General features: G+C 42.7%; 27 protein-coding genes. 17 read left to right on the forward strand and 10 right to left on the reverse strand.

Features of this window, described 5'->3' with window-relative positions:
- Window positions 1-945: 945 nt before the first annotated feature.
- From AMBT_RS15360 to AMBT_RS15370, 3 genes are all read left to right on the forward strand, one after another.
- A complete protein-coding gene (locus tag AMBT_RS15360; RefSeq protein WP_013785553.1) occupies window positions 946-1230 on the forward strand; it encodes a hypothetical protein in 285 nt (94 codons plus the stop codon).
- A gap of 157 nt (window positions 1231-1387) precedes the next feature.
- Complete coding sequence (locus AMBT_RS15365) at window positions 1388-1804, forward strand: GFA family protein (RefSeq protein ID WP_013785554.1); 417 nt, start codon at window positions 1388-1390, stop codon at window positions 1802-1804.
- Between the two features lie 135 nt (window positions 1805-1939).
- On the forward strand, window positions 1940-2386 hold the full coding sequence (locus tag AMBT_RS15370; RefSeq protein WP_013785555.1) for a hypothetical protein: 447 nt from the start codon (window positions 1940-1942) through the stop codon (window positions 2384-2386).
- Window positions 2387-2535: 149 nt separating this feature from the next.
- Here the strand turns inward: AMBT_RS15370 and AMBT_RS15375 are convergent, their stop codons facing one another.
- Window positions 2536-2985, reverse strand: coding sequence for a hypothetical protein (locus tag AMBT_RS15375; RefSeq protein WP_148259113.1), 450 nt, complete (start codon window positions 2983-2985; stop codon window positions 2536-2538).
- Between the two features lie 180 nt (window positions 2986-3165).
- Between AMBT_RS15375 and AMBT_RS15380 the strand changes: the two genes are divergently transcribed.
- From AMBT_RS15380 to AMBT_RS15405, 6 genes are all read left to right on the forward strand, one after another.
- On the forward strand, window positions 3166-3510 hold the full coding sequence (locus AMBT_RS15380) for a VOC family protein (protein WP_013785557.1): 345 nt from the start codon (window positions 3166-3168) through the stop codon (window positions 3508-3510).
- Between the two features lie 118 nt (window positions 3511-3628).
- Window positions 3629-3895 carry a hypothetical protein gene (locus AMBT_RS15385; protein ID WP_013785558.1) on the forward strand — a complete coding sequence of 89 codons (267 nt, stop codon included), beginning with the start codon at window positions 3629-3631 and terminating at the stop codon, window positions 3893-3895.
- A 139-nt stretch (window positions 3896-4034) separates the two neighbouring features.
- Window positions 4035-4313: a hypothetical protein gene (locus AMBT_RS15390; protein ID WP_013785559.1), complete on the forward strand. Its 279-nt coding sequence runs from the start codon at window positions 4035-4037 to the stop codon at window positions 4311-4313.
- Window positions 4314-4448: 135 nt separating this feature from the next.
- Window positions 4449-4871: a hypothetical protein gene (locus AMBT_RS21980; protein WP_013785560.1), complete on the forward strand. Its 423-nt coding sequence runs from the start codon at window positions 4449-4451 to the stop codon at window positions 4869-4871.
- 106 nt (window positions 4872-4977) lie between these two features.
- Complete coding sequence (locus AMBT_RS15400) at window positions 4978-5349, forward strand: hypothetical protein (protein ID WP_041452594.1); 372 nt, start codon at window positions 4978-4980, stop codon at window positions 5347-5349.
- Window positions 5350-5458: 109 nt separating this feature from the next.
- Window positions 5459-5815, forward strand: coding sequence for a hypothetical protein (locus AMBT_RS15405; protein WP_013785562.1), 357 nt, complete (start codon window positions 5459-5461; stop codon window positions 5813-5815).
- Window positions 5816-5913: 98 nt separating this feature from the next.
- Here AMBT_RS15405 and AMBT_RS15410 read toward each other — a convergent pair whose 3' ends face one another.
- From AMBT_RS15410 to AMBT_RS15425, 4 genes are all read right to left on the reverse strand, one after another.
- Window positions 5914-6135: a toxin-antitoxin system HicB family antitoxin gene (locus AMBT_RS15410; RefSeq protein ID WP_013785563.1), complete on the reverse strand. Its 222-nt coding sequence runs from the start codon at window positions 6133-6135 to the stop codon at window positions 5914-5916.
- Window position 6136: 1 nt separating this feature from the next.
- Complete coding sequence (locus AMBT_RS15415) at window positions 6137-6559, reverse strand: putative toxin-antitoxin system toxin component, PIN family (protein ID WP_013785564.1); 423 nt, start codon at window positions 6557-6559, stop codon at window positions 6137-6139.
- Window positions 6560-7061: 502 nt separating this feature from the next.
- Entirely contained in the window at window positions 7062-8111 is a 1050-nt protein-coding gene (locus tag AMBT_RS15420; protein ID WP_013785565.1) for an IS110 family RNA-guided transposase, read from the reverse strand.
- 491 nt (window positions 8112-8602) lie between these two features.
- Window positions 8603-9757: an IS110 family RNA-guided transposase gene (locus AMBT_RS15425; RefSeq protein WP_013783726.1), complete on the reverse strand. Its 1155-nt coding sequence runs from the start codon at window positions 9755-9757 to the stop codon at window positions 8603-8605.
- Between the two features lie 143 nt (window positions 9758-9900).
- Between AMBT_RS15425 and AMBT_RS15430 the strand changes: the two genes are divergently transcribed.
- The 3 genes from AMBT_RS15430 to AMBT_RS15440 all read left to right on the forward strand — a co-directional run bounded on the left by AMBT_RS15430 (window position 9901) and on the right by AMBT_RS15440 (window position 11422).
- The gene (locus tag AMBT_RS15430; protein ID WP_013785566.1) at window positions 9901-10131 is read left to right on the forward strand and encodes a hypothetical protein; all 231 of its coding nucleotides are present in this window, start codon (window positions 9901-9903) and stop codon (window positions 10129-10131) included.
- A gap of 440 nt (window positions 10132-10571) precedes the next feature.
- Entirely contained in the window at window positions 10572-10784 is a 213-nt protein-coding gene (locus AMBT_RS15435) for a hypothetical protein (RefSeq protein WP_013785567.1), read from the forward strand.
- Between the two features lie 149 nt (window positions 10785-10933).
- Window positions 10934-11422 (forward strand): GNAT family N-acetyltransferase, encoded by a 489-nt coding sequence (locus tag AMBT_RS15440; protein WP_013785568.1) that lies wholly within the window; start codon window positions 10934-10936, stop codon window positions 11420-11422.
- Between the two features lie 399 nt (window positions 11423-11821).
- On the opposite strand, the gene AMBT_RS15445 is transcribed toward AMBT_RS15440, so the two are convergent.
- A complete protein-coding gene (locus AMBT_RS15445; RefSeq protein ID WP_013785569.1) occupies window positions 11822-12733 on the reverse strand; it encodes a 2OG-Fe(II) oxygenase family protein in 912 nt (303 codons plus the stop codon).
- 248 nt (window positions 12734-12981) lie between these two features.
- On the opposite strand from AMBT_RS15445, the gene AMBT_RS15450 reads away from it, so the two are divergent.
- From AMBT_RS15450 to AMBT_RS15460, 3 genes are all read left to right on the forward strand, one after another.
- Window positions 12982-13641 carry an NADPH-dependent FMN reductase gene (locus AMBT_RS15450; RefSeq protein WP_013785570.1) on the forward strand — a complete coding sequence of 220 codons (660 nt, stop codon included), beginning with the start codon at window positions 12982-12984 and terminating at the stop codon, window positions 13639-13641.
- Between the two features lie 156 nt (window positions 13642-13797).
- On the forward strand, window positions 13798-14052 hold the full coding sequence (locus AMBT_RS15455; RefSeq protein WP_013785571.1) for an RNA recognition motif domain-containing protein: 255 nt from the start codon (window positions 13798-13800) through the stop codon (window positions 14050-14052).
- 105 nt (window positions 14053-14157) lie between these two features.
- Window positions 14158-14643: a GNAT family N-acetyltransferase gene (locus AMBT_RS15460; RefSeq protein ID WP_013785572.1), complete on the forward strand. Its 486-nt coding sequence runs from the start codon at window positions 14158-14160 to the stop codon at window positions 14641-14643.
- Between the two features lie 292 nt (window positions 14644-14935).
- On the opposite strand, the gene AMBT_RS15470 is transcribed toward AMBT_RS15460, so the two are convergent.
- From AMBT_RS15470 to AMBT_RS15485, 4 genes are all read right to left on the reverse strand, one after another.
- Complete coding sequence (locus AMBT_RS15470) at window positions 14936-16198, reverse strand: NRAMP family divalent metal transporter (RefSeq protein WP_013785575.1); 1263 nt, start codon at window positions 16196-16198, stop codon at window positions 14936-14938.
- Window positions 16199-16312: 114 nt separating this feature from the next.
- Window positions 16313-17770 carry an alginate export family protein gene (locus tag AMBT_RS15475; protein WP_013785576.1) on the reverse strand — a complete coding sequence of 486 codons (1458 nt, stop codon included), beginning with the start codon at window positions 17768-17770 and terminating at the stop codon, window positions 16313-16315.
- 268 nt (window positions 17771-18038) lie between these two features.
- A complete protein-coding gene (locus AMBT_RS15480; protein ID WP_013785577.1) occupies window positions 18039-18836 on the reverse strand; it encodes a substrate-binding periplasmic protein in 798 nt (265 codons plus the stop codon).
- Window positions 18837-18845: 9 nt separating this feature from the next.
- Window positions 18846-19964, reverse strand: a complete 1119-nt coding sequence (locus AMBT_RS15485) for a TonB-dependent receptor (protein WP_013785578.1) — start codon at window positions 19962-19964, stop codon at window positions 18846-18848.
- A 218-nt stretch (window positions 19965-20182) separates the two neighbouring features.
- Here AMBT_RS15485 and AMBT_RS15490 point away from each other — a divergent pair, with 218 nt between their 5' ends.
- Both AMBT_RS15490 and AMBT_RS15495 read left to right on the forward strand, forming a co-directional pair.
- Window positions 20183-20584, forward strand: coding sequence for a VOC family protein (locus AMBT_RS15490; RefSeq protein ID WP_013785579.1), 402 nt, complete (start codon window positions 20183-20185; stop codon window positions 20582-20584).
- Between the two features lie 37 nt (window positions 20585-20621).
- Window positions 20622-20924, forward strand: coding sequence for a hypothetical protein (locus AMBT_RS15495; protein WP_013785580.1), 303 nt, complete (start codon window positions 20622-20624; stop codon window positions 20922-20924).
- The last annotated feature ends 158 nt before the right edge of the window (window positions 20925-21082 follow it).

Below are 21082 nucleotides of genomic sequence, written 5' to 3' on the forward strand. Positions count from 1 at the left end.
CCCCAAAGCTTAAAGTTATACATTCTCAAGGAATAGGTTATTTTAATTAAAGCGATAAAGAGCCAACTTAACCTGAAACCGTACTTTTATGAAAAGTCGGCGAAAGTTGGTACTACCGGGTGTATTTTGGGAGGAGTCATAGCTTATTTATTGTTTATGAAAGCTCTACCAATGTTCGGTGTAGACCTTGATATTCCATTAAAGGAATATAGCGATCAAATAGTGTACTCGGTTTTTGCTTTTGGCATTCTGTTACTATTTTGCTGTATATATTTACTTTGTTCACTTTGCGCAGCAGTTTACTTTTATCCCATGGTTAAGAACGGCAACCTAGGGGCAGATGATTATTTTAATATTGTTTTCAAAAGTCAGTACCCGACTCATTGGCAGCGAATGTAGGCAACCGAATGTATAACAAAAAAATCAAGTTCGCCCGCTGCGCGGGCTGGGACGCATACACGCAGGGCGGCTTCGCCATTATGCCCCACGCGTCTGCGCCCCTTATTTAAAAGTTAGAAGGCGTCAGCCTAAACTACATTTGGCTTTATAAAAATATCAGTTCAACCACCCTATTCTGTTGTTTCCAACATCGCCCAAGCTTTGGTAGTTTTAATGTCACCGCGCTTACTTCAAAGGTTGCGCAATAGGCGCTTTACCAACAAGTTCTTATTTTACCCGGCAAGCGCCATTGCACTCGGCAACTCATAGGGCGGCTTGCTTCAGTCAAGTCAATACCATCACTGCGCTGTTGTTTTACTTGTTTGTGTTAATAATCAATCGTATGCTGACTTTATTAGTTTTTTAACTAGGCCAAAGGAACAGGCTCTGCTTCTAACAAAGCGCTCAAGTCACTCCCTTCGGTCGTTCGGACGCATTTACGCGGGGCGGCTTCGCCATTATGCCCCACGCAACTGCGCCGCTTAGCTTAAAGTTAGGTTTTCATTTATGCCTATTAAGATATCTGATCATTTAAACAAAGATGACAATGGAAAAAGCACACATATAGCGTGGCTTTTACCAGATAACTGGCGACTACCAGATCAGATGAAAGCACTTGAGAGTTGGTTGCGAGAAAATCAAAATTTATCCCCAGGTGAATATTCAGCAGATATTGGCTTCTCACCAAGGGAAGACGCCTTGGGTGGTGGAGGTAAAGTATCGATTGAATCCATGGAAATCATGCTTCGTTTGGGGTTGGAACTCTATTTGTCAGAGTACCCAGAGGACTAGGATGTTTAACCACAAACCTAACAACTCAATAAACTCACTCACTACGTTCGCTGGGACGCATACACGCGGGGCGGCTTCGCCATTATGCCCCACATGTCTGCGCCCGTTATTGAAAAGTTATGTCCCGCTCTAAAATGACTTCAAATGGAAATTCAACATGGAAATAAAGACCTTTGCAAAAGGCTCCTGTAATTGTGGTGGAGTAACGTTCTTAGTCACTGTTCCAATAGATAGCGTTTTTATTTGTCATTGCTCAATTTGCAGAAAATCAACGGGTAGTGGCGGTATTGCTGTTACTGTTGTTCCTACAAATTCGCTTGTCATAGAAACAGGACAAGACTTAATTCAAGCTTGGGAAAAACCGAACCATGATTGGCTTACAAACTTCTGTAAAAAGTGTGGTTCACCCGTTCCAGGAAAGAACGATGAAGAGAACTCTTATATTCCTGTAAGCCTTTTGGATTCTGGTTACGAAAACTTGGAGGTAAAACATCATCTCTTCGTGGACTCAAAAGCAAGTTGGGAAGAAATTGGTAAAACAGGTACACAACACAAAGGGGCTTTCGGTGTGTAATATGAGTTCAAGACATAACAAAGCGCTAAACTCGCTCCCTTCGGTCGCTGGGACAGTAACGCAGCGGCGCTTCGCGATTATGCCGCTACGTCACTGCCCGTTAGCTTAGTGTTATGTGCTTAAAGGTGTAAGCAGATGAAAAAGGTTTTAAATGGATTTCTACTAGGATTGGGATTTTCGATTGCTTTTGCATTGTTCATGACCATTTGGGCTATAACAGCTCAACCTAGAATCGAAGCCATGTTCGAAGAATCGTATAGCAAAGTAAAATCTGATTTCGATTCTTCTTTTATTGATAGCATGGGTTTAAAAATCGATAAAACTGTGATTCAAGACCAATCAGTTTTAATAAACTACAAAGTTAATAATATTGGTTCAGGTCTGGCGTCGCTATACTCCGTGAGATTCACCTTGAAAGCTTCAAATGGTCAATTTATGGGTAACTGCGACCATCAAATACCTGAGGCTTTTACTAATAATAACTTTATTTTTCTTTCAGTTCGCTGTTCGGATCTGCAGCTTCCAGCTAACGAGTTTGACGTTGCCATTGCTTCGGTTATTAAAAACCGACAACAATTTTAATTTACAGTAAGTTTAAATCGAAGGTTGAGTTTTGAACGCACATAACAACTCAATAAACTCACTCACTTTGTTCGCTGGGACCCATACACGTAGGGCGGCTTCGCCATTATGCCCCACGTGTCTGTGCCCGTTATTGAAAAGTTATATGCCTATCGCAGCTCAAAAGCTTTTCTTAAAAAAGAAAGTAATCCCGACTGATTAATTGAAGAATAGACCGCCATTACCACGCCCACAGTTACTGGAATTGATGTAAAAATTATCGTACCTGCAATGTCATGATTTGCTGATATCATTGAAAGCGAGATAAAAAGCACCACGTATACCAAAACCATAGGAAGAACAACCCCGCCCTGAAGCCCGTGCAGGATACATTCAAAATCCTCTAGGTTTTTCGCTTTCCAAAATAGACTAAACAGCAAACCGACACCTGCAAGCAGTAACCAAAAGACAATGTATATAAACAAATGATCACCACAGTCATCAACAATGCTTGATTTCCATTTATCCAGTGCTCCTGCGAGGGAGGCAGTCCAAACCAAATAAGTAAGCTTCGTCACTACAAATATTGTTCTCTTATTTTTTTCTCTGAACTGCTTCAACCAATTACCTATCAAAATATTCGTTCCCTTTTTGAAAAAGGCGGTTAGCATATAACAAATAAATTAAGTTCGCCCGCTACGCGGGCTGGGACGCAAACATGTGGGCTGCTCACTTCGTTCGGAATTTAGCCCACACGTCTGCGCCCCTTATTTAAAAGTTAGCTGCCTTTGGAAATATTCATGGATGTAATAGATATAAAAACATTTGTTCCGAGTAAGGATTACGAGGTTTCGAAATCTTTCTACTCGGAAATTGGATTCAAATCAGAATACGTAACCGATGACCTCACGCTTTTTGAAAACGGAGATTGCCTTTTCTTTTTACAGCGCTTCTACAATGAAGAACTTGCCAAAAACTTTATGTTGCAAATATGCGTTTCAGACATCTACGATGCGCATGAGATATGTTCTAATTCGGAAAGTAAATCCAAGATCACGCCAATACAACAAGAGTCTTGGGGTAAAGTGTTTTATTTATGGGGACCAGCAGGTGAGCTGTTGCATATTACGCAGTTGGGCAGCTAACAAAACGCTCAAGCCACTCCCTTCGGTCGCTGGGACGCCAATACGCGGGGCGGCTGCGCCATTATGCCCCACGTATCTGCGCCACTTAGCTTAAAGTTAGGTATACAAGGAAGGTTCAGTGCCAATTTATGTCAAAGTAGATGGTTCAGGTGAAAAATTAGCTCACCTTGCAGAAGGTGATTGGGAATTACCATCTCAGATAGAAGCACTAGAATTCTGGCTTCTCACAAATCCTCTCAATCTCGCACCAGCAAAGTACATAGCAGATCTTGGTTTTACTGTAAGAAAGAATGCATGTGGTGGCGGGGCAATATTGTCACCAGAAGCAATGTCTATAATGGGGCGTCTAGGTATCAAGCTGTACTTATCAGAGTACGGTGAGTAATGTATACCTAACAAACGCATTAACACTCGCTGCGCTCGCTAGGGACAAAAATACGTAGGCTCCCTGCGCTTCGCTTGGTATTGTAGCCTACGTATTTTTGCCCGTTATGCGGGCCGTTATGTAGCAAAGGGAATTCAAAATGAAGCATTCTGAAGAACAGCTTTTTAAAGCCGTAGATGAAATTTTGTTTTACCTATGGGACCCTCTCGATTGCAAGGAAATACCAGCTGCGAGAGACGAATACCGTTCATATGTACCCAAGGTTCTTGATTATCTCACCTCTGATAACAACGAAGAAAAAATAGCAAAGTACCTCGCTGGTTTAGAGATAAATTCAATGGGAAGAAGTGTCGCTTCACAAAATTCAATTGAAATCGCAAGAATACTTATCGAAGCAAAGGATTGGTGTTTTGGGTAAGCTACATAACAACTCAATAAACTCACTCACTTCGTTCGTTGGGACGCATACACGCAGGGCCGCTTCGCCATTATGCCCTACGTGCCTGCGCCCGTTATTGAAAAGTTATGTGCAGGTTTAATTTATGAGGGTTAAATGGATTATTTCTCTTCATGCTCATGCGAAGCCGTTCGCGTAAAACTATCACTTCCTAGGTCAATCGAAAGCTATCAACCTAGAGAATGTGACTGCGACTTTTGTAAGCATCATAGTCTTGCGTACATATCAGATCCGCTTGGAAAGTTAAGCGTTAACTCAAGTGCCTCAGTCAATTTTTTAAAGCAAGGTTCAGAACAAGCCTCCTTTATTCAATGTTCTAGATGCAACCAAGTCGTGGCGGTTTTTTACGATGCAGAAAAAGTTAAAAAAGGTGCTGTATCCGCTACTCTATTTGCCAATCGTCATTCTTTCAATGAATATCAAACCACTTCACCTAAATTGTTGAGTTCGGCAGATAGACGTGAGCGTTGGGGTAATTTATGGTTAACTGTGGTTTTAGAAATAAGCGAAAACACATAACAAAAAAATCAAGTTCGCCCGCTGCGCGGGCTGGGACGCAAACATGCGGGGCGGCTTCGCCATTATGCCCCACACGTCTGCGCCCCTTATTTAAAAGTTAGGTGCTATGAAGGAAAAACTATATCCGGTTGTCGTATTGCTATTGATTGGAGCTTTGCTGGTTTTCGCTTTCTTTAATAACGGTCGCAGCTATTTTATTCTTGAACTTCACGGCATGGATGATTTAGAGATTAGCAATATCATTGTGGAGGGCCCTGACTTTACTACTGGCTTTTACATGACTGCACAAGTTAAAAAAGAAATGAGTGTATTCAAAATTAATGTGGATAGTCCGATCAATGAAGGGACCGCTACAATTACCATAAATATAGAAAACAGTTCCCCTCTCGTCTTATCGAACATGCCATTTAAAAATGGCAAAACAATCTATATCAGCCTAAGTGGTGGCAACTTAAACTATGTTAAAGCACACTGGTAATTTTAAAACGCACCTAACAAACAAATGTTGGGGACACAAACACGCGGGCTCTGCTTCGCAGTATAGCCCACGCGTTTGTGCCACCAAATTAGGGCGTTAGGTGTCAGGGATGAAAACGATATTACTGTCATTTATTGTCATTGTGTTAGCTGGGTGTACATCAGTCGCCAAACCTACTATCCATCTGCATTCCAACGGAATTAACGAAGCAAAGCTAACCAGCCTAAGAACCAAGTTAGAAAAAAGTGGGTATACAGTAATCAATAGCAATCAAGACTTTTCTCATTTCTTGTTTACGCCGCTCATAGTTGTTCCAAAAAACTCTAAACTCAATACACCAGAGCTTCGACAACAAATAACCGACACTTTAGGCTCTATACCAATTGTAAAACGTGGTAACTTTAAAAATCATAAGTATTCGGTCGGCCATATTGGTGTGTATCTTCGAGCAAACAATGCCACCTAACAAAAAAATTAAGTCACTCACTTCGTTCGCTGGGACGCATACATGCGGGGCGGCTTCGCCATTATGCCCCACATGCCTGCGCCCCTTATTTAAAAGCGTTAGCTGCCAAAATGTGAATCAAGCTTATCTAGAAGTTCCAAACCTTTATTTTTGTCTCCAGTAGCAGCAATCGCCTTAAATCTTACCTCAGTATCAAATTCAGCTATCGCTTGCGTAGACAATTCTTCTATCAATTTGTTTAAGCTCAACTTTTTATGCGCTGCCAAAGCCTTCAATCGATTATGCTTATCGTCTGGTAAACGTACAGTTAAAGTGGACATATTAAACTCCTCTCAAATAATCTTCAGGCGCTAACACTTTCAAACCATCAAATTGTAATTCCGCATTTCTCAGGTCTTTTAGGTTATTCGTAATAATGCTCTCGGCATTTCCTGCCACTGCAAGCTCTATAAGAAAGTTATCGCCTTCATCTTTTAAATTTGGCCGCCACAAATAATGTATCTGCACCCATTCGCAAACACTAAAAAATGCTGCTAGCAACTCGCTCACTTCGTCCTCAGTAAGCGGGCACAATTCTTTAATTTTGTCTCGCTTGCTTACTGCTTCGTACTCCAAGAATAAGGTCGTGCTAATCAGCGGCTTTAAATCCCCCAACAAGCATTGCCTTATCACTTCTCGGGCTGGCCCTGTTTTGCCAATCAGGGCGCTAATAAGTACACTGGTGTCAATAACTACTTTATTCATGGTTTACATGCTAGCGTATATGCTATCATTTTTCAATTTGACAATGGCAGCTAACACATATGAGCCTCCGGGCTGTCAATGAAAAAAGATAGCCCTTTGACCACTATTTCAAGATCAATACCGTTGCCTTTTTAGAACTCGTTTACTTCGTCTGTCATGGCTGATGTTAGGCAAATTGCCTACGTCAAACACATATAGAGGCTCTTGTTGTTGCGCTTTTCAATTCCTTTTGACTGGCAACGGCACTAGACATTCATCGGTTAACCTTCCTCTGTCCTATTCAAATCTAAGTGGCTGTATCGACCAGTTAGTATCAGGTTCAGTGAAGGTGTAAGCAAATTCGTAAAAAGGTAGAGATGCGCAACGGGGACACGTCTAATCAAACCAACAGGTTTTGGCATTTCGGTATATTTATCGATGCTGCTTTGGCAGACTATTGCGCGATAAATGAGATACTCACCATTAAACCAGTTAGACTTTTAAGCTCATGCCACCGTGCGACTTACCCGTTTAAAAAGCGTTCTTCATCGAATACCTGCTGGTTCTTCAACATAAAGTAAGTACATCGCCCGATTTTATGGGCTAGTGCAGATAAAGCCTTCGCCTTGCTCATTCTCTTTTGCAGCTTGGCTAGATATCGTTTGGCGTTGTCATTACCCTTGAGGTATAACACCGCTGCTTCACTAAATGCCCATTTTAAATGTGCATTGCCAATCTTATTCCCCTGCGTACCATGTGTTTTACCGGCCGATTCTGCTTTGCATTTTACTAACCGTGAATACGAAGCAAACTTCTGAACTGTTGGAAACCGCTCAATATCGCCAACTTCATACAAAATGGTAAGGGCTAGAATTTTCCCGATACCTGGAAACGACTTAAGAATATGTAAATCTGTTGCACAGTGTGTTTGTGCCTGAGTCTTTACATAATGTTCAATTTTGTAGAGCTCACTCACCATTGTTTCGATTATATTTAGATTTAAATCCATGCTCTTTTGCACAGCTTCGTCTGGAAAAAAGTGACGCATCTTTTCTCTATCAGGTGAGTTTCTTAAATCTAACCGAGTTTCTAGTGCGGGTAAGTTGTATTGACTGACTGTGCTGGCAACATGCGCTTTCAGTTGAGCACTCATTCTCATTATGTGGGTGCGACGGCGAAGCGCATCTCGAATAGAGCGATGCTCCTTTGAATAAGCATGCGCGAGTGGGAAGTTCCCACCGCGCATTAGCTTCGCTATTTTTAGTGCGTCAATTTTGTCGTTCTTCGTTTTACCGGCATGAATGGCCTTCATATAAAGCGCATGGCCAAGAATGAAATCAATATTATGCTCTTCACAAAAGTCGGATACCCAATACCAGCAGTGCATACATTCAACACCAACAACAATATTGCCCAGATATGGCTTTAAAAGCGCTAACAGTTTGTCGGGTGAATCATCGATTTTTTCGTGAACGAGAATGTTGTTTTCATTATCAATAATGCAGACATAAAGCAGTCTGGTGTGAAGATCGATTCCACAATAGTACGGATGTGTATTAGTATAAAAGTTCATTGAGTTTTCTCCCTTGGTTTGGTCGCCTATTAGGATAAACTCAGTTTATGCTGATAGGGAGGAGGCTCAATGATTATCAAGGCGCTAAACTCGCTCACTGCGTTCGCTGGGACGCCTATACGCGGGGCGGCTTCGCCATTATGCCTCACATGCCTGCGCCCCTTATTTAAAAGTTGGTATGACTCCCTTTGTCAACCCTGAACGAGTGCTTCCCTGACATTCTTTCAGTCCATAATTAGCTTTATTTTTCGCTCATAATAAATGAACTAACGCACCGGATGAGGCAGTAATGTCGTCGGTTAGTATGCTGGTATTCGTAGGTTACTCATTCGTTGAATGAGCAGAGCTGACCTTACATGTTCCGCCGTAGCACCTTCTCATCAGTCTATGCTCGTGGGTCAATCACGGTTAAGTGATTGCCATCATAACTTTTTCGTAGGTTGTGCCACATCCCGCGGCCTGATCCGAATGCGTTAGCTCAAACTCGTTTGTCATGCAGGTACTCTACTTAACCGTAATTTTGGATTAACCGGTGTGAGTACCACTTCCTTTGCAATAGCCCAGATGTATGCCGCCATTTCCCTGGCTATCGCGGTAATGATCAAGTTGTAGTGCTTACCTTTTTTACTCATGCGCTGATAGCGTTTGCACAGACGCAGCTGGGCTTTCCAGGCGATATCAACAATGTCTTTGGGTAAGCCTTCTTGCCTTAACTGTAATTCGGTAGAGACATTTGCTGGATACCGATAGCTATGCGCACCTTCAATCAGTAAACGCCTTGCTCTGCCGTTGCCGGCTTTGGTAATGGCTCCTAAGTGTCGCTTTCCACCTGATGATTGTTCACTGGGAACTAAGCCCAGATAAGCCATGAGCTTTCTTGGGTGGTCGAAGCGATGTAGATCACCGAGTTCCGCCACAACACCAACGGCGACTAATAATCGAACACCGCGCATCGCTTGAATGGCTTTCACTACTGGATAATAACGCCATTGGTGAACGTGGTGAGTTAATTCATTATCTAGCCTTTCCAGTCGACGGATACGCTCTTCTATGGTTTGCAATTGTTCCTGCAAAACTATTTGCTGCGCCGGATGAGGCAATATCAATTCTGTAAGCCAGCGAAGGTGCTTCTTCGACCAGTTAGCAGTGCCTTCATAGCGTATGTTGTTGCGAAGCAGTAACGCTTTAAGCTGGTACTTGGCTTCTTTTAAATCTTTCATTGCCGCTTCACGAGCACGGGATAAATCCCGAACGGCTTCGTCCTCAGGCTCGGGCACATATATGGGCGTGAGATCTTCAGACTTTAGTGACCTAACGAGTTTAAGCGCATCTCGGCGGTCAGTCTTAATTCGTTCTCCAGGCTTTTTGGGAATAAGAGACGGAGCCACGACATAGCAACAATGCCCTAAACTTGTTATCAGCCGATAAATCCAGTAGCCACAAGGCCCAGCTTCATATACGACGTGAAGTGTTGCACCAGGATATTTAGATTCAAACTGCCGGAGCAGCTTTTTTACACTAGCTTTTGATGAAGGTATCCGTCCGTAGTGAACAGGGCTGGCACCACGTTGCTCCTCACAATAAGCTACTTCATGGAACTCTTTATGCGTATCCAACCCGATAAAAATCATGCTATGTTTGTTCATGCTAGCCTCCAAATTGATTTAGTATTGAACAAACTAATTATGGCTCTGGCTGAAAAGTTAACCCACGAAAATGCGGGGGCTAGCACTTTTACAGGGAGTCATTGTGTCTATGTAGTAAAGTAAATTTTAAGGAAGTAGAGAATATGCCTGAATGGGGAAAGACTGCGACGTGGTTAATGTTAGTTACTGCTATCGTAGTGTTTTTGGCTGCTGTATTTGTAGTTGGTTCAACGATTGGGAGGCTATTCATATTAGGGGCTATTGAACTATCCATTCCCCAAATCGGAATCATTTGTGCTGGGGTCACTTCTGTTTCTGTTTTTGTACGTTGCGTTAAAAAATTGGAAGGTCGGGTAAAGAACGTGGGTGTGTAACATGCCACTTTATAAACAGCATGGATATAAAATTCAGTGGGTTTAACACGGGTATTCTAAAACAGATTGTAAGTAAAGTACTGCTAATAAGGTTTTCAAAATGGGCAATGAAAGTCATAACATGCACCTGCATTCATACTCACTAAGGTAGTTATGAGTATTGAAAAACCAACAATTTGGGGGAATGGTTCATACAAGCCTTCAGCTAAATGTCCTCAATGCGCATTGATAATGCACCTCAAAAACCAATGCCCACACTGTCATTATTGGTTAACTGATTTTGAAAAGCGGAAGCAGCAATACTTTTGGAAACAACAAAAGAGAGCTTCAATTCTAAAAGGTATTGTACTATTTCCTGCATTGCTCTTATTGTTGTACGTGGTTTTTACGTTATTTCTATACTGAGATAGCTATTTTGTATATTCACGCAAGGATGTTCCATGAATATTAGTGTAAATTTCATTTATATCGTTTTAATAGTTTTCTCCATCGCTCCAACCATCCTGTCTGTTTTTCTAGCTCGAAAACAAAAGCGCTCAATGTGGATTGCGGGTCTGGTCACTTTTTTTCTTGGCCTGTTCACATGGATAGGTAGTTGGATTTATCTTGGTGTTATGAATCTCATGCCTCCCAAACATGCAGCTAGTGAGTAGCCGTATAGCATCGCGCTCAACGTTTTACATGACCACATGAGCAAACCATTTGAGCACACGTCAATACGCCTTACACTTCGGCGTCTATCGGGCTAAAAAAGAGTGATAATTTTGCTTAGGTGAGTTATTGAAATATAGAAAGGATTAGAATGGTTACCCTGAGAGACTTCAATCAAAACGATATTGATAGGTTAGTGCACATCTTAAATGATGAGGCGGTCACCAAGTTTCTTTCTACTAAAATCCCTAATCCTTATACAAAAGAGGATGCGGCTTGGTGGGTTAATGAGGGCAGTCAATCTGGCATCATTAAAGCCATTTCTTACGACGATGTTTTAGTTGGTTGCATTGGCGTTAATCGAGGGCAGTTTGAATACGAGCGTTCTGGTGAGGTTGGCTATTGGCTTGATAAGCGCTATTGGCGTAAGGGCATAACAGCCGAGGCTATTCGGCAAATATCTGACTTTGTATTTACCCATACCAATATCGTGAGACTGTTTGGCGCTGTGTTTGCGGGTAACCACGCCTCTATGCAGTTGCTTTTGAAATCAGGCTTTAGCGAAGAAGCTATACTGAAAAAAGCCATTTATAAAAATGGAGGTTTTTACGACAAGCATGTTTTCGCGAAATTGAACTAGATTCATTACTGACTTTTTAACGCTATGTATAGTTAAAGAGCGCTTCTCAGGTAAAACCATAAAAGCTGTAGGGAAATAAAACACTTCTTTTAATACATCCCTAGCGAGCATATATCTCAGCCTTCGTTCAAGTAACAATATGATAACAACATGGGCTAATCACACGTAGTGATGGTATAAATAGAAATATTGTCACTGCGAGCGCCGGTGTGCTCGCCAATAACTTAAAAATTAAGGTGCTATTGTGGACTTTTTACTCAATATTTTAATTTCAGTTGGGTTTGTTATTTTTATCATTTTTATTGTCGGGTTGATGGCGGCAAAGAAGCTAAATTCGAAACAAGATTAACGGAGGCTCCCTCCCCCGTTATTACTGCTACTTATTGATAGATACCGCACTTAAAAAGGCGCAAATTTATCTTGCGGTTGAGATGGTACTGTCCACCTTTCAAGGGCATCAACATCAACGCTTTTTACACTTTGTGGTGGCATTTGACCGCGATTACCATACAACCAGAGTACGAAGTTGGTTCTTTCGCCACTGGTGATAGGCTGTGCCGCATGCGGTACGTTTCCACGGTGAAGCATAGCGCTGCCAGGCGTAAACGTTAGTGGGTTTACTTTCCCTGCTTTTACATCATAAAAATCCACTGTCGAACCCGTAAATGTTTCACCCGGAACGTTTAGATTAATATTTAACGTTACTGCTGACGCGTCGGTATGCGGTCTTATCGACGTATCGGTATTTGGCTGATAATGAATTGAAAAGCCAAAGGTTTGCGCGTCGTATCCCATAATTTCCGGAAACAACAATCGAGCGATAGGGCGCATATATGTGTCTAGCATAGTGCGATAAAACGCTTGGAAACTTGGCGCAGCCAAATAACCTTCTGAACGCTTATCTAGCATGGCACCACGGCGATTTAATACTATGCCGTACGGCGGTCTTAGTGCAATTTTGGCATCCCACACTTTTTCAAGATAGGCGCGTAACTCAACCAGCCTTTCAGGGTCGAAGAATTGGAATTGATACACGTCAGGTGATACCTCTTCTAATAGCGCTTTCACCTCTGTTTCTTTTTCAGGATTTTCCCACGCTTGCGTGACTGCGCTGCGTAATTTGGCATCTAGTAAAGAATCATCAAGGGTGAATAGGTTGTCTTTTTCACTGGCTTCCCACTCGCTCCACGCGTTGCTAAGCAACTCGTTATTTGAACTCCAAAACTGTTGCACGGATGGCGCACGATGAAGCATAGCCTCGCGGCTTGGTAAATCTAAAGCACGTGCTTGCTGTAATTGAGTAAATGTCATAATAAATTATCTCCAATGGCAAAATGGGGGACAGGCGTTGTATTTCAAACCGAGCCCCAAACCTATGCCTATAATCTATTACACCTGATTTAGTTAAAAAATGCGGCTATTCTGGAAACAGAATTTAGATTTAGAAGATAATCAAGAATGGATATTCGCTGCGATGATTTGCGATTTTAGCTTCAGTATGGTTTCCACCAGCGGTGTTAGTGAACTACATCGAATAGTTTTGGAAAAGGAGCATACCAATGAAGTTTCTTATTTTTTTAGGCACTGTTCGGGATAGCACGCCACCTAGGCCCGCTCGTTTTGGAGAACGTGTGGCAAAAGCGGTAATGGCCTGTTTGCAGCTTCGTTACAACGAGCATGATGTAGAATTGATAGACCCATTAGATTATCCCTTAGACGCTATTTTTAAGCCCCATTTTGCCTATGCCAAAGGTAAGGCGCCTGCCGAACTAAATACATTGGCCGAAAAAATTGCCAATTGTGATGGCTATGTCATGGTTAGCCCCGAGTACAATCACTCTATGAGCCCTGCCCTTGCTAATTTACTTAATCACTTCGGTAGTTCATTATTTGCTTACAAGCCTAGTGCTATTGTCACTTATTCAGCTGGCCAATGGGGTGGTATGCGGGCAGCGGTAGGCATGCGTACTTTTTTGTCTGAGTTAGGCTGCTTGCCAGTATCGGCTATGATTCATATTCCCAAGGCGCAACAAGTATTCGAAGAGAATGGTGAGATGTGTTCAGGGGAAGACCCGTCTTCGTGGTTTGATTACTTTGCTCGTACTTTGAATCAATTGATGTGGTGGGCAGAAGCAGCTAAGCGCCATAGTGAAGACGTTAACCCCCATGAGGTGATTAAAAACTTTAATACCGCACCGTCAGAGCGCGATGCGCCCTAAGGTAAAGAGCGCAATCGGGGCAAATTACCCAACCAGCACGTTGACGTGCTTTTAATTTGAGTTACTGCCGGTAAGTATGACGAAACCTATCTACATCGCTTTAGCTTTGCTGTATAACAAGCCTCTTCTTACCTTGTCGAGCGCACAGGAAACAAAATGAAAATATTAATACGTAATTTAGACAGACAAACTACACAAGAAGAGCTTGCGAGTTTATTCGAAGCTTTCGGTTCTGTGCAGTCTTGCACCATTGTGGTTGATGAAAAGAGCGGTGCCTCTAAAGGCTTTGGATTTGTAGAAATGCCTAAGCCAGGTGAAGCTAAAGCGGCCATTAAGTCGTTAAACAATCATGCGTTAGGCGATGCGAATATCCGCGTTAAGAAAGCAGAAGATAAACCCGAAACAAAGTAAATCCGATACGAAGAAAATAGTGGTAGTGCAAACCCTCCAGCATTGGTTCTCATTTTAAGTGGGATCTATATCAAGCTGGGGTCATATAAAGAAGTGAAGGTATGTATGAATATAGAAATCATAAAAGCAGATTATTTTGACGACGCACATAAGCAAGCTATTCCTTATTTGCTAAACGAATATGCGAAAGATCCTATGGGCGGCGCTGAGGCACTTTCTAAACATACCTACGACAACTTAGTCGATAAACTCTCTACACTACCCCATGCCTTTAGTATTCTTGCTTATGTTGACGGCAAACCCGCTGGGCTAATAAATTGCTTTGAAGCATTTTCTACTTTTGCCTGCAAACCACTTATTAATACTCACGATATCGCTGTGTTGCCAGCGTTCCGTGGTTTAGGGCTTAGCCAAAAAATGTTAGATAAAGTAGAGGAAATAGCGCTAGAGAAAGGCTGCTGCAAGATTACCTTAGAAGTATTAAGTAATAACACAGTGGCAAAATCGGCCTATGAAAAGTTTGGCTTTACCAGCTATGAACTGGCGGAAGGTGAAGGCCACGCGCTATTTTGGCAAAAGAAGCTAGGATAGCCTAAACGTGGAAAACGCACTTTTAATTATAACCACCGTGGTAGTTGGCCTAATTTGCGCCACGGCACTTATATTAGGCGCTATAGACTTACTTGCTAGGGCGTCTGAAATAGGGGTGAAAGGGCTTGTTCTTTACGTGTTGTGCTGGCTCTTGTTAAGCCCATTTATTGCAGCAGTTTCATTGCTGTAGGCTTTTACGTACTGTACAAGATAGTTGCACTTGCCTTCACAAAACGCACGCCATCGTAACTTGCCGCGCCTAGCTCAGTCTTAGCCAAACCTAAGTTCCAGCCTAGCCCCACTTCCACCAAACAAACAGCAGTAAAAAGCCAAACAAATACACCAAGCCTACATAGCTAAGCAATGTTACCCACCAGCTGGCTTTTGCATCTTCATGCAGCGAAGCACTTTTTACCAAACGATGATTTAGCCATGCAAACATGGGCGTGGTAACAAAGGCCAGTGTCATAGCAAAGCCTAACATGGCCAGCAGCGCAGATTTGAAAAACAGTACGATACTAAAACTAATGGCTGCCATAGCCAGTAGCACGGGAACGAATACTGCGTCACGCGCCATTTTCTTTGGTAATACCAACGAAATGGCTTCGGCAATCACGCGGGCATAGCCATCATAAACGGTTAATGCCGACCCGAATATACAAAGAAAGGCTACCACGGCAATAAGCCAGTGTGCCCAATCGCCAATGGTATTGGCGTAAAGGCTAACTAATTGCTGGGAAAAGCCTATACCGCCTGTTGCAAGTGTTTCGCCACTTCCGTGTAATACCAATGCGCCTAAGCCTAAAAAAAGTAAGGCTAGAATGGTGGTCACCGCATAACCTAGGTTAAAGTCGAACAAGGCATTTTTTGGCGTTACTGGTTGGTTTTGGCACTGGCGCCTTAACCATAACGACGTGATGCTAGATATCTCTATTGGTGCGGGCATCCACCCCATAGTGACCACTAAAAACCCTACGGTCGCGAGCGTCCAGGGTGATGGTGATTCAAAGCTAGGTGGCCTAGGCTCTAAATTCACCACTGCGGCGCAAAAGGCAGCGACGGTAGCCAACACCAGCACCCCCATGATGGCTTTTGCCACCCCTTCAAGGGCTTCAAAATGCCCTGCTAGCAATATAAACAGTATAGCCCCTAAAATAGCGGCCGACGCGATGGCAATAGAGACATTGAAAGGCAAAAAATAAGACAACAAACTTGCAGCAAATAACAAAAGTGCGGCGGCATTCACCACTGAAGCCAAGGCATTTAGGCACAATGCCACAATTAAATAACCCTTACCCATCTTATGGTAACCGAACTGCAAGGTTTGCCTAGTACTGATGGTATAGCTAACGCCTGCACGGAAAAAAGGGTACTTTAAAACGTTAACCGCCAGAATAAGTACCACCAACTGCCAACCGAATTTTGCACCAGCTTGGGTGGAGGCAACAAGATGGCTTCCGCCAACGGCGGCAGTGGCCATTAGAACGCCTGGGCCAAGTAACTGCACCATGCGCATGAAGCGTTGATAATGTGTGAGTGAAGTACTGTCGCTCAATCTTTTCCCTTAATCGCAAACTGCTAGAAGCGGTTACGGAGTATACCTATTCCCGTCACAAAATTGCGAGCTTCCAACAGTATTAGATTAAAATGAGTAAGAATTAGTACTTATTTAAAACGTATATAGCGCGCCGGTAAATACAAACTGGCTATCATCAGGGTAATCCCCTCGCTCGAAGCCGTCGCCTTTCAGCAGATAAGCCGCACCAATAGCTAGCCTAAGTGAAGGTTTTACCTCCCAACGCCATCTTGCTTCTAACTGTTGCCCAATGAAGTTATCTACAGACTCTGGGGCTTTTTGATACCACATGGCCTTATAGCTCACCATGATATTATGTTCTTTCGAAGGTTTGGTCACACTTCTCGCGCCCACTGTGTATAAGTTTTTTCGGGGCATAGCCTGATAAACATCTGTTGGGCCAAAATCGAAACGTCTTACACCATAAAGGCTATCAAAGTCGGTAATGGTATTATCTGCGCTATCATTGTCGCCGCTAATCGCGTCTATTTCCGCCCTTAGAAAGGTAAAGTCAGTGATTTTTTTACCCAAATTAGCGTGCACCATCCAGCTTTCTACATCTAGCTCAGTAGTATCACTTGCACTTGCGGTTTGGTGTGACGTGCCGGTTTGCCCAATCACTTCAATATTGGCTTTCCATAACTCTGCAAACGGTTTGGTGTACTCAACGGCAAGTGTATATAGGTCACGATTTTTCGTGGCAAGTTTTTCAGAGTCTTCCTCTTTCAACCAGTAACTGTGAAAATTCACGTTTTTATCTGGTGAAGTGACATATAAACCAAAGAACTCACGCTCACTGTAGCTTTTATCAAAAGCCCGTTCTGCGTCGGCCACTGCCCCGCTGTCGCTGGGTAATCGACTGACTGGCAGCAAGTAAAAACCACGGATGTTCCAATCGCTAACTTGATAATCTACCAGTACCCCATCGAATGCATTTTTGGTATTGCGGTACACGCCTTGTCCTATCAGCCTTCGACTGCCGTGATCAAAGGTAACTCGTCCCGCCGTAATACCTTTTAAATATTGACTGTTTTGGGGCGTATAACGAGCGAAAAACTGTAAGGGTTCTAGCGTATTCACCTGCGCTGATTTTAACGTGGGGTCATTATCATCTAGCCATACGCGGGAGTCGGCTAACTCAAGGGTTACATTGAACACATCCCAATTAGCCTGTGCTTTCACTAACAGGCGAGATGAAACTCGTCGATTTACTTGGGCTCTATCTTCACTGGATGAAGGAAAAATAGGGTTATTGAGGTGTTCGTATTTAAGTCTATAAGAGCCGCTAATATCAAATCTGGGGGCTTGGGCTTTCAAGGTCTGAGGTTTCAATGTCTGAGTTTTCAAGGTCTGAGTTTTCAAACTGTCAGCAGAACTGCTATTTTGGCTAGACGTAACACTTACTTCTGGAATGGGCTCTGCGCTGGCATTGGCATTGGCATTGGCGGAAAACGCGAATGCGGCAGCCACAACAGTGCAGGGTAAAAAAAGATAAAACGCAACATTCTTAACTGGGTTTAGCCACCCATTTATACTACTGCATGTATACATTTACTGCTCTCTCGCTGGTTTTCCGCCGCTTTGGCAATGCTTATAGCTTGGTTAAAATACCAATTGGCAGACTAATCATTGAGCATATTCTCAACGCCTGAAGTATATATGTGCATTGAAAACTTTCCTTATATCTTTGGTATACACAGAGAGTAAATATATGTTTTACCTCACTTTTAGCTCACAAAAAAAGAGAGCAAGCTCTCTTTTTTAATAAAACTCTGGTATAGCCTTTGCCGGTTATCTCATTGTCGCAAGTACTAAACCGTTAGCGCCTGTCAAAGTTAACCGGCTTTTTAGGATCTTGGTAAAAACCGTCTTTTAACAACCGTTTAAAGCGAGTTAGTTTCCCTTCTAATGTTAGTTCTTCTAAGCCTTTGTTGAAAAGCTCAATAAGAAGCCTGTCGTCATTTCTCCCCTTTGCTACCAGTAAATGCGTGGTGACGGTAGAGATAAACGGGTCGATAGTCATTACCGCTTGGCGCTGCTCGTTAGTGAAGTCGCGTTGAAGTAAATACCAACCAGTTAAATCATCGATGGGAAACAAATCAATTTCCCCACTCACTAAGGCTTCAAGGTTCTCTTTATCTGTAGCGTAGGTGGTTACCGAAGGGGTATTTTCAATATAAGCGGCCAACTCGTTATTGTACAAATAGCCTTCTGTCACCCCCATTTTTTTGTCTTTAAGTTCGTCAAAACTCGACCATGACGCTATGTCAGATTTTGAATTAACATAAAATACTAAGCTTTCGGCAGTGATAGGGTCGCTGTGCCAGAATTTCTCGCCTCTAGCGCGCACAAAATTACCGTACGACAGTGCATCAAATTCGCCATTCAATGTGGCTTCTACCGCTTCATCCCACGGCATTGAGACAAATTCAACCACCACTCCGGTTTCTAAAAAAGCCTGTGAAATAATGTGGTTAATATAGCCGTTGTGCTCCATCTCTGAAGAGGTGTAAGGTGCATATTCAGTGGTAGCAATCTTAATTTTTAGCCAGGCATGCCCCCAGCTTTGCAGTGGGACTAACGCCAAAAGTAGTGTGAAAATAGCTAATAAACGCATAATCTTCCCTTAGAAATAGATACCTAAATTAATATTCAATCTGTGTGTTGTTTCTTGTCGACCACCTAGGTCTAAGCCCACGCCTGGACCGCCAGAAAACCACATATTTTTCCCTTGAATACTATCTACATAAACAAACAATTTGTCCCAGCCAAAACTACAGCCATTTATCCACTGCGATGAATCTCGGCCTGACGCTTCGTCACCCTGCGCCACACTGTACTCGGTATAACACGTAAGTGAGTTAATACGGGTGAATTTATAAGGTACGGAATACACCAAATTCGCCGAATATGTCGACCCATCGGCAGCCGCTAAGAATGGAAAGGTAAATGCAGAAAGCGAAATTCTATCGGTCGCTTGGCCTTCCGGTGCAGCTAAGTCGTACTCGTAATCAATGTATTGTAGTTCTACTTTAAAATCACCTTGCTGATGACGAACGTGAACGGCGTAAGCCGTCATGTCACCCTCTTCTAGTGTATCTAAATTTAATATATCGCCATATTGGTAAGACACACCAATGTCGGTAGTACTCCTAGGCAGCAGCTTCGCGGTATAGTTTGCACGTAAGTTGTATTGCCCATCTTCTTGGTTACGAAACTCACCATCATCGGCCACATCGAATGAGTAACGGCCAAATTCAGCGGCATCGTTATATTCATCATTCATGAAGTAAGCAGCTTGAAAGTCCCAATTACCGTAATCATGATTTATCTTAATACCGGCTTCATAGTCATCTTCAAAGCCTAAGTAGTAATTTACCGAAAACCAGAAGTTGTTTGAACCAAAGGGCTGTAAGCCGAAAGGAGTTTGGGTGATACCTGCGGTAATGTCGGTCGATTCGTCCCAATGGTAGGTAAGTTCGGCAAAGCGAATAGTGTCGAAATCGGTATTCTCGTACCATCGGTATTCTGCTTTATAGCTAAACTGATCTGACTCGCCAGCGACACCTAACTTAATAGATTCAAATTCGAATCCATCTCTTATCTCAGGTAGCTGCCAGTCTTGGTGTCCATAGTTAACCCGTACGTGGCCACTCAGCGTAAAAGGAAGCTCATCTGCCTGCACTGCTAAGGAGTTAGTGCCTAGTAGCGCGGCTAAGGAAAGTAGTGGAAGTTGTCTGTTCATTCCTTGTCCTAATGTCAGTTTACTCACAATGTGATGCACTCCATCATGGAAACCATTACTGTGATATATATTCCTTCAGTACAAATTATATAGAGTGAACCTTACAAAAAGATCATTGTCGTACACGAAATATGTAAAGCGCATTTGTCGATGAAGTACATTTCATTTGCGTTAAATAGTCGGTAATATTTCACAAAATTTACGTAAAACAAGATTCTATGCAGCATCACATTTCAGCTATTACCTTCCTTGTAGACAATTACGACAGTGCTATTGCCTATTTCACCCAAACCCTTAATTTTTCACTTACCGAAGACAGAGATAAAGGGGAAGGATCGCGCTTTGTATTAGTCACACCGAAAGGCAGTGCGACGTCACTCTTGTTAGCTAAAGCTAAATCGGACGAAGATAAAGCGATGATTGGAAAGCAAGCTGGGGGTAAAGTTTTTATGATTTTACATACCGATGACTTTTGGCGCGATCATCAATCAATGTGTGATAAAGGCGTTGAATTTTTAGAAACGCCGCGAGAAGAAGCTTACGGTACAGTAGCTATTTTTAAAGATTGTTTTGGCAATAAGTGGGATTTACTTCAGCCTGCGCCTGCCAACCTTAATTAGGTGTAACTACACCCTCTGGAGATTTGTTTTGTCCCCCATGAAGCGTTCAATCATTACCGACATTGTGGCTATATTAGCCATTGCGATACTCATTGCAACGGCGTTTTATGGGCTTGAAGCCAGAAAAGAAGTTATCTATTTATGTGATAACTTTACGCCAGGGGTATCGAAAAATAGTGTTGAACGACAATTAAATACCACCAATTTACTGGTATGGGATACCGAATTTTTAGCGGTTGGTAGCCGAATAGTGGCCTATAGCCCGCTAAACTTCGGCTACATGCACTGCCGTGTTGAATTCAACAGACAAGACATTGTGGTGTTTTCAGTGGTGGAATAACCCATTTTTCGCTCAGAAATAGTGCAATATTTACAAGTCAGCAACTTACCGTTTACTCTGCGGTTAAAAGTCGTAAAGCTGTGCGTACCAATAGATTTTAAGCTAAGCATGTTATCTAACCACAGCCCTGTATACCCTATCAGCGTAAACGTATAATT

The organism is Alteromonas naphthalenivorans (assembly GCF_000213655.1).
Taxonomy (GTDB): domain Bacteria; phylum Pseudomonadota; class Gammaproteobacteria; order Enterobacterales; family Alteromonadaceae; genus Alteromonas; species Alteromonas naphthalenivorans.

Bases quoted from the DNA above. Each gene is read 5' to 3' on its own strand.
- AMBT_RS15450 (WP_013785570.1), top strand. From the start codon at position 12,982: ATGAAGTTTCTTATTTTTTTAGGCACTGTTCGGGATAGCACGCCACCT.
- AMBT_RS21980 (WP_013785560.1), top strand. From the start codon at position 4,449: ATGGATTATTTCTCTTCATGCTCATGCGAAGCCGTTCGCGTAAAACTA.
- AMBT_RS15400 (WP_041452594.1), top strand. From the start codon at position 4,978: ATGAAGGAAAAACTATATCCGGTTGTCGTATTGCTATTGATTGGAGCT.
- AMBT_RS15410 (WP_013785563.1), bottom strand. From the start codon at position 6,135: ATGTCCACTTTAACTGTACGTTTACCAGACGATAAGCATAATCGATTG.
- AMBT_RS15480 (WP_013785577.1), bottom strand. From the start codon at position 18,836: ATGCGTTTATTAGCTATTTTCACACTACTTTTGGCGTTAGTCCCACTG.
- AMBT_RS15380 (WP_013785557.1), top strand. From the start codon at position 3,166: ATGGATGTAATAGATATAAAAACATTTGTTCCGAGTAAGGATTACGAG.
- AMBT_RS15490 (WP_013785579.1), top strand. From the start codon at position 20,183: ATGCAGCATCACATTTCAGCTATTACCTTCCTTGTAGACAATTACGAC.
- AMBT_RS15435 (WP_013785567.1), top strand. From the start codon at position 10,572: ATGAATATTAGTGTAAATTTCATTTATATCGTTTTAATAGTTTTCTCC.
- AMBT_RS15460 (WP_013785572.1), top strand. From the start codon at position 14,158: ATGAATATAGAAATCATAAAAGCAGATTATTTTGACGACGCACATAAG.
- AMBT_RS15485 (WP_013785578.1), bottom strand. From the start codon at position 19,964: ATGAACAGACAACTTCCACTACTTTCCTTAGCCGCGCTACTAGGCACT.
- AMBT_RS15390 (WP_013785559.1), top strand. From the start codon at position 4,035: ATGAAGCATTCTGAAGAACAGCTTTTTAAAGCCGTAGATGAAATTTTG.
- AMBT_RS15475 (WP_013785576.1), bottom strand. From the start codon at position 17,770: ATGTATACATGCAGTAGTATAAATGGGTGGCTAAACCCAGTTAAGAAT.
- AMBT_RS15360 (WP_013785553.1), top strand. From the start codon at position 946: ATGCCTATTAAGATATCTGATCATTTAAACAAAGATGACAATGGAAAA.
- AMBT_RS15365 (WP_013785554.1), top strand. From the start codon at position 1,388: ATGGAAATAAAGACCTTTGCAAAAGGCTCCTGTAATTGTGGTGGAGTA.
- AMBT_RS15455 (WP_013785571.1), top strand. From the start codon at position 13,798: ATGAAAATATTAATACGTAATTTAGACAGACAAACTACACAAGAAGAG.
- AMBT_RS15425 (WP_013783726.1), bottom strand. From the start codon at position 9,757: ATGAACAAACATAGCATGATTTTTATCGGGTTGGATACGCATAAAGAG.
- AMBT_RS15445 (WP_013785569.1), bottom strand. From the start codon at position 12,733: ATGACATTTACTCAATTACAGCAAGCACGTGCTTTAGATTTACCAAGC.
- AMBT_RS15420 (WP_013785565.1), bottom strand. From the start codon at position 8,111: ATGAACTTTTATACTAATACACATCCGTACTATTGTGGAATCGATCTT.
- AMBT_RS15415 (WP_013785564.1), bottom strand. From the start codon at position 6,559: ATGAATAAAGTAGTTATTGACACCAGTGTACTTATTAGCGCCCTGATT.
- AMBT_RS15440 (WP_013785568.1), top strand. From the start codon at position 10,934: ATGGTTACCCTGAGAGACTTCAATCAAAACGATATTGATAGGTTAGTG.
- AMBT_RS15430 (WP_013785566.1), top strand. From the start codon at position 9,901: ATGCCTGAATGGGGAAAGACTGCGACGTGGTTAATGTTAGTTACTGCT.
- AMBT_RS15495 (WP_013785580.1), top strand. From the start codon at position 20,622: ATGAAGCGTTCAATCATTACCGACATTGTGGCTATATTAGCCATTGCG.
- AMBT_RS15370 (WP_013785555.1), top strand. From the start codon at position 1,940: ATGAAAAAGGTTTTAAATGGATTTCTACTAGGATTGGGATTTTCGATT.
- AMBT_RS15405 (WP_013785562.1), top strand. From the start codon at position 5,459: ATGAAAACGATATTACTGTCATTTATTGTCATTGTGTTAGCTGGGTGT.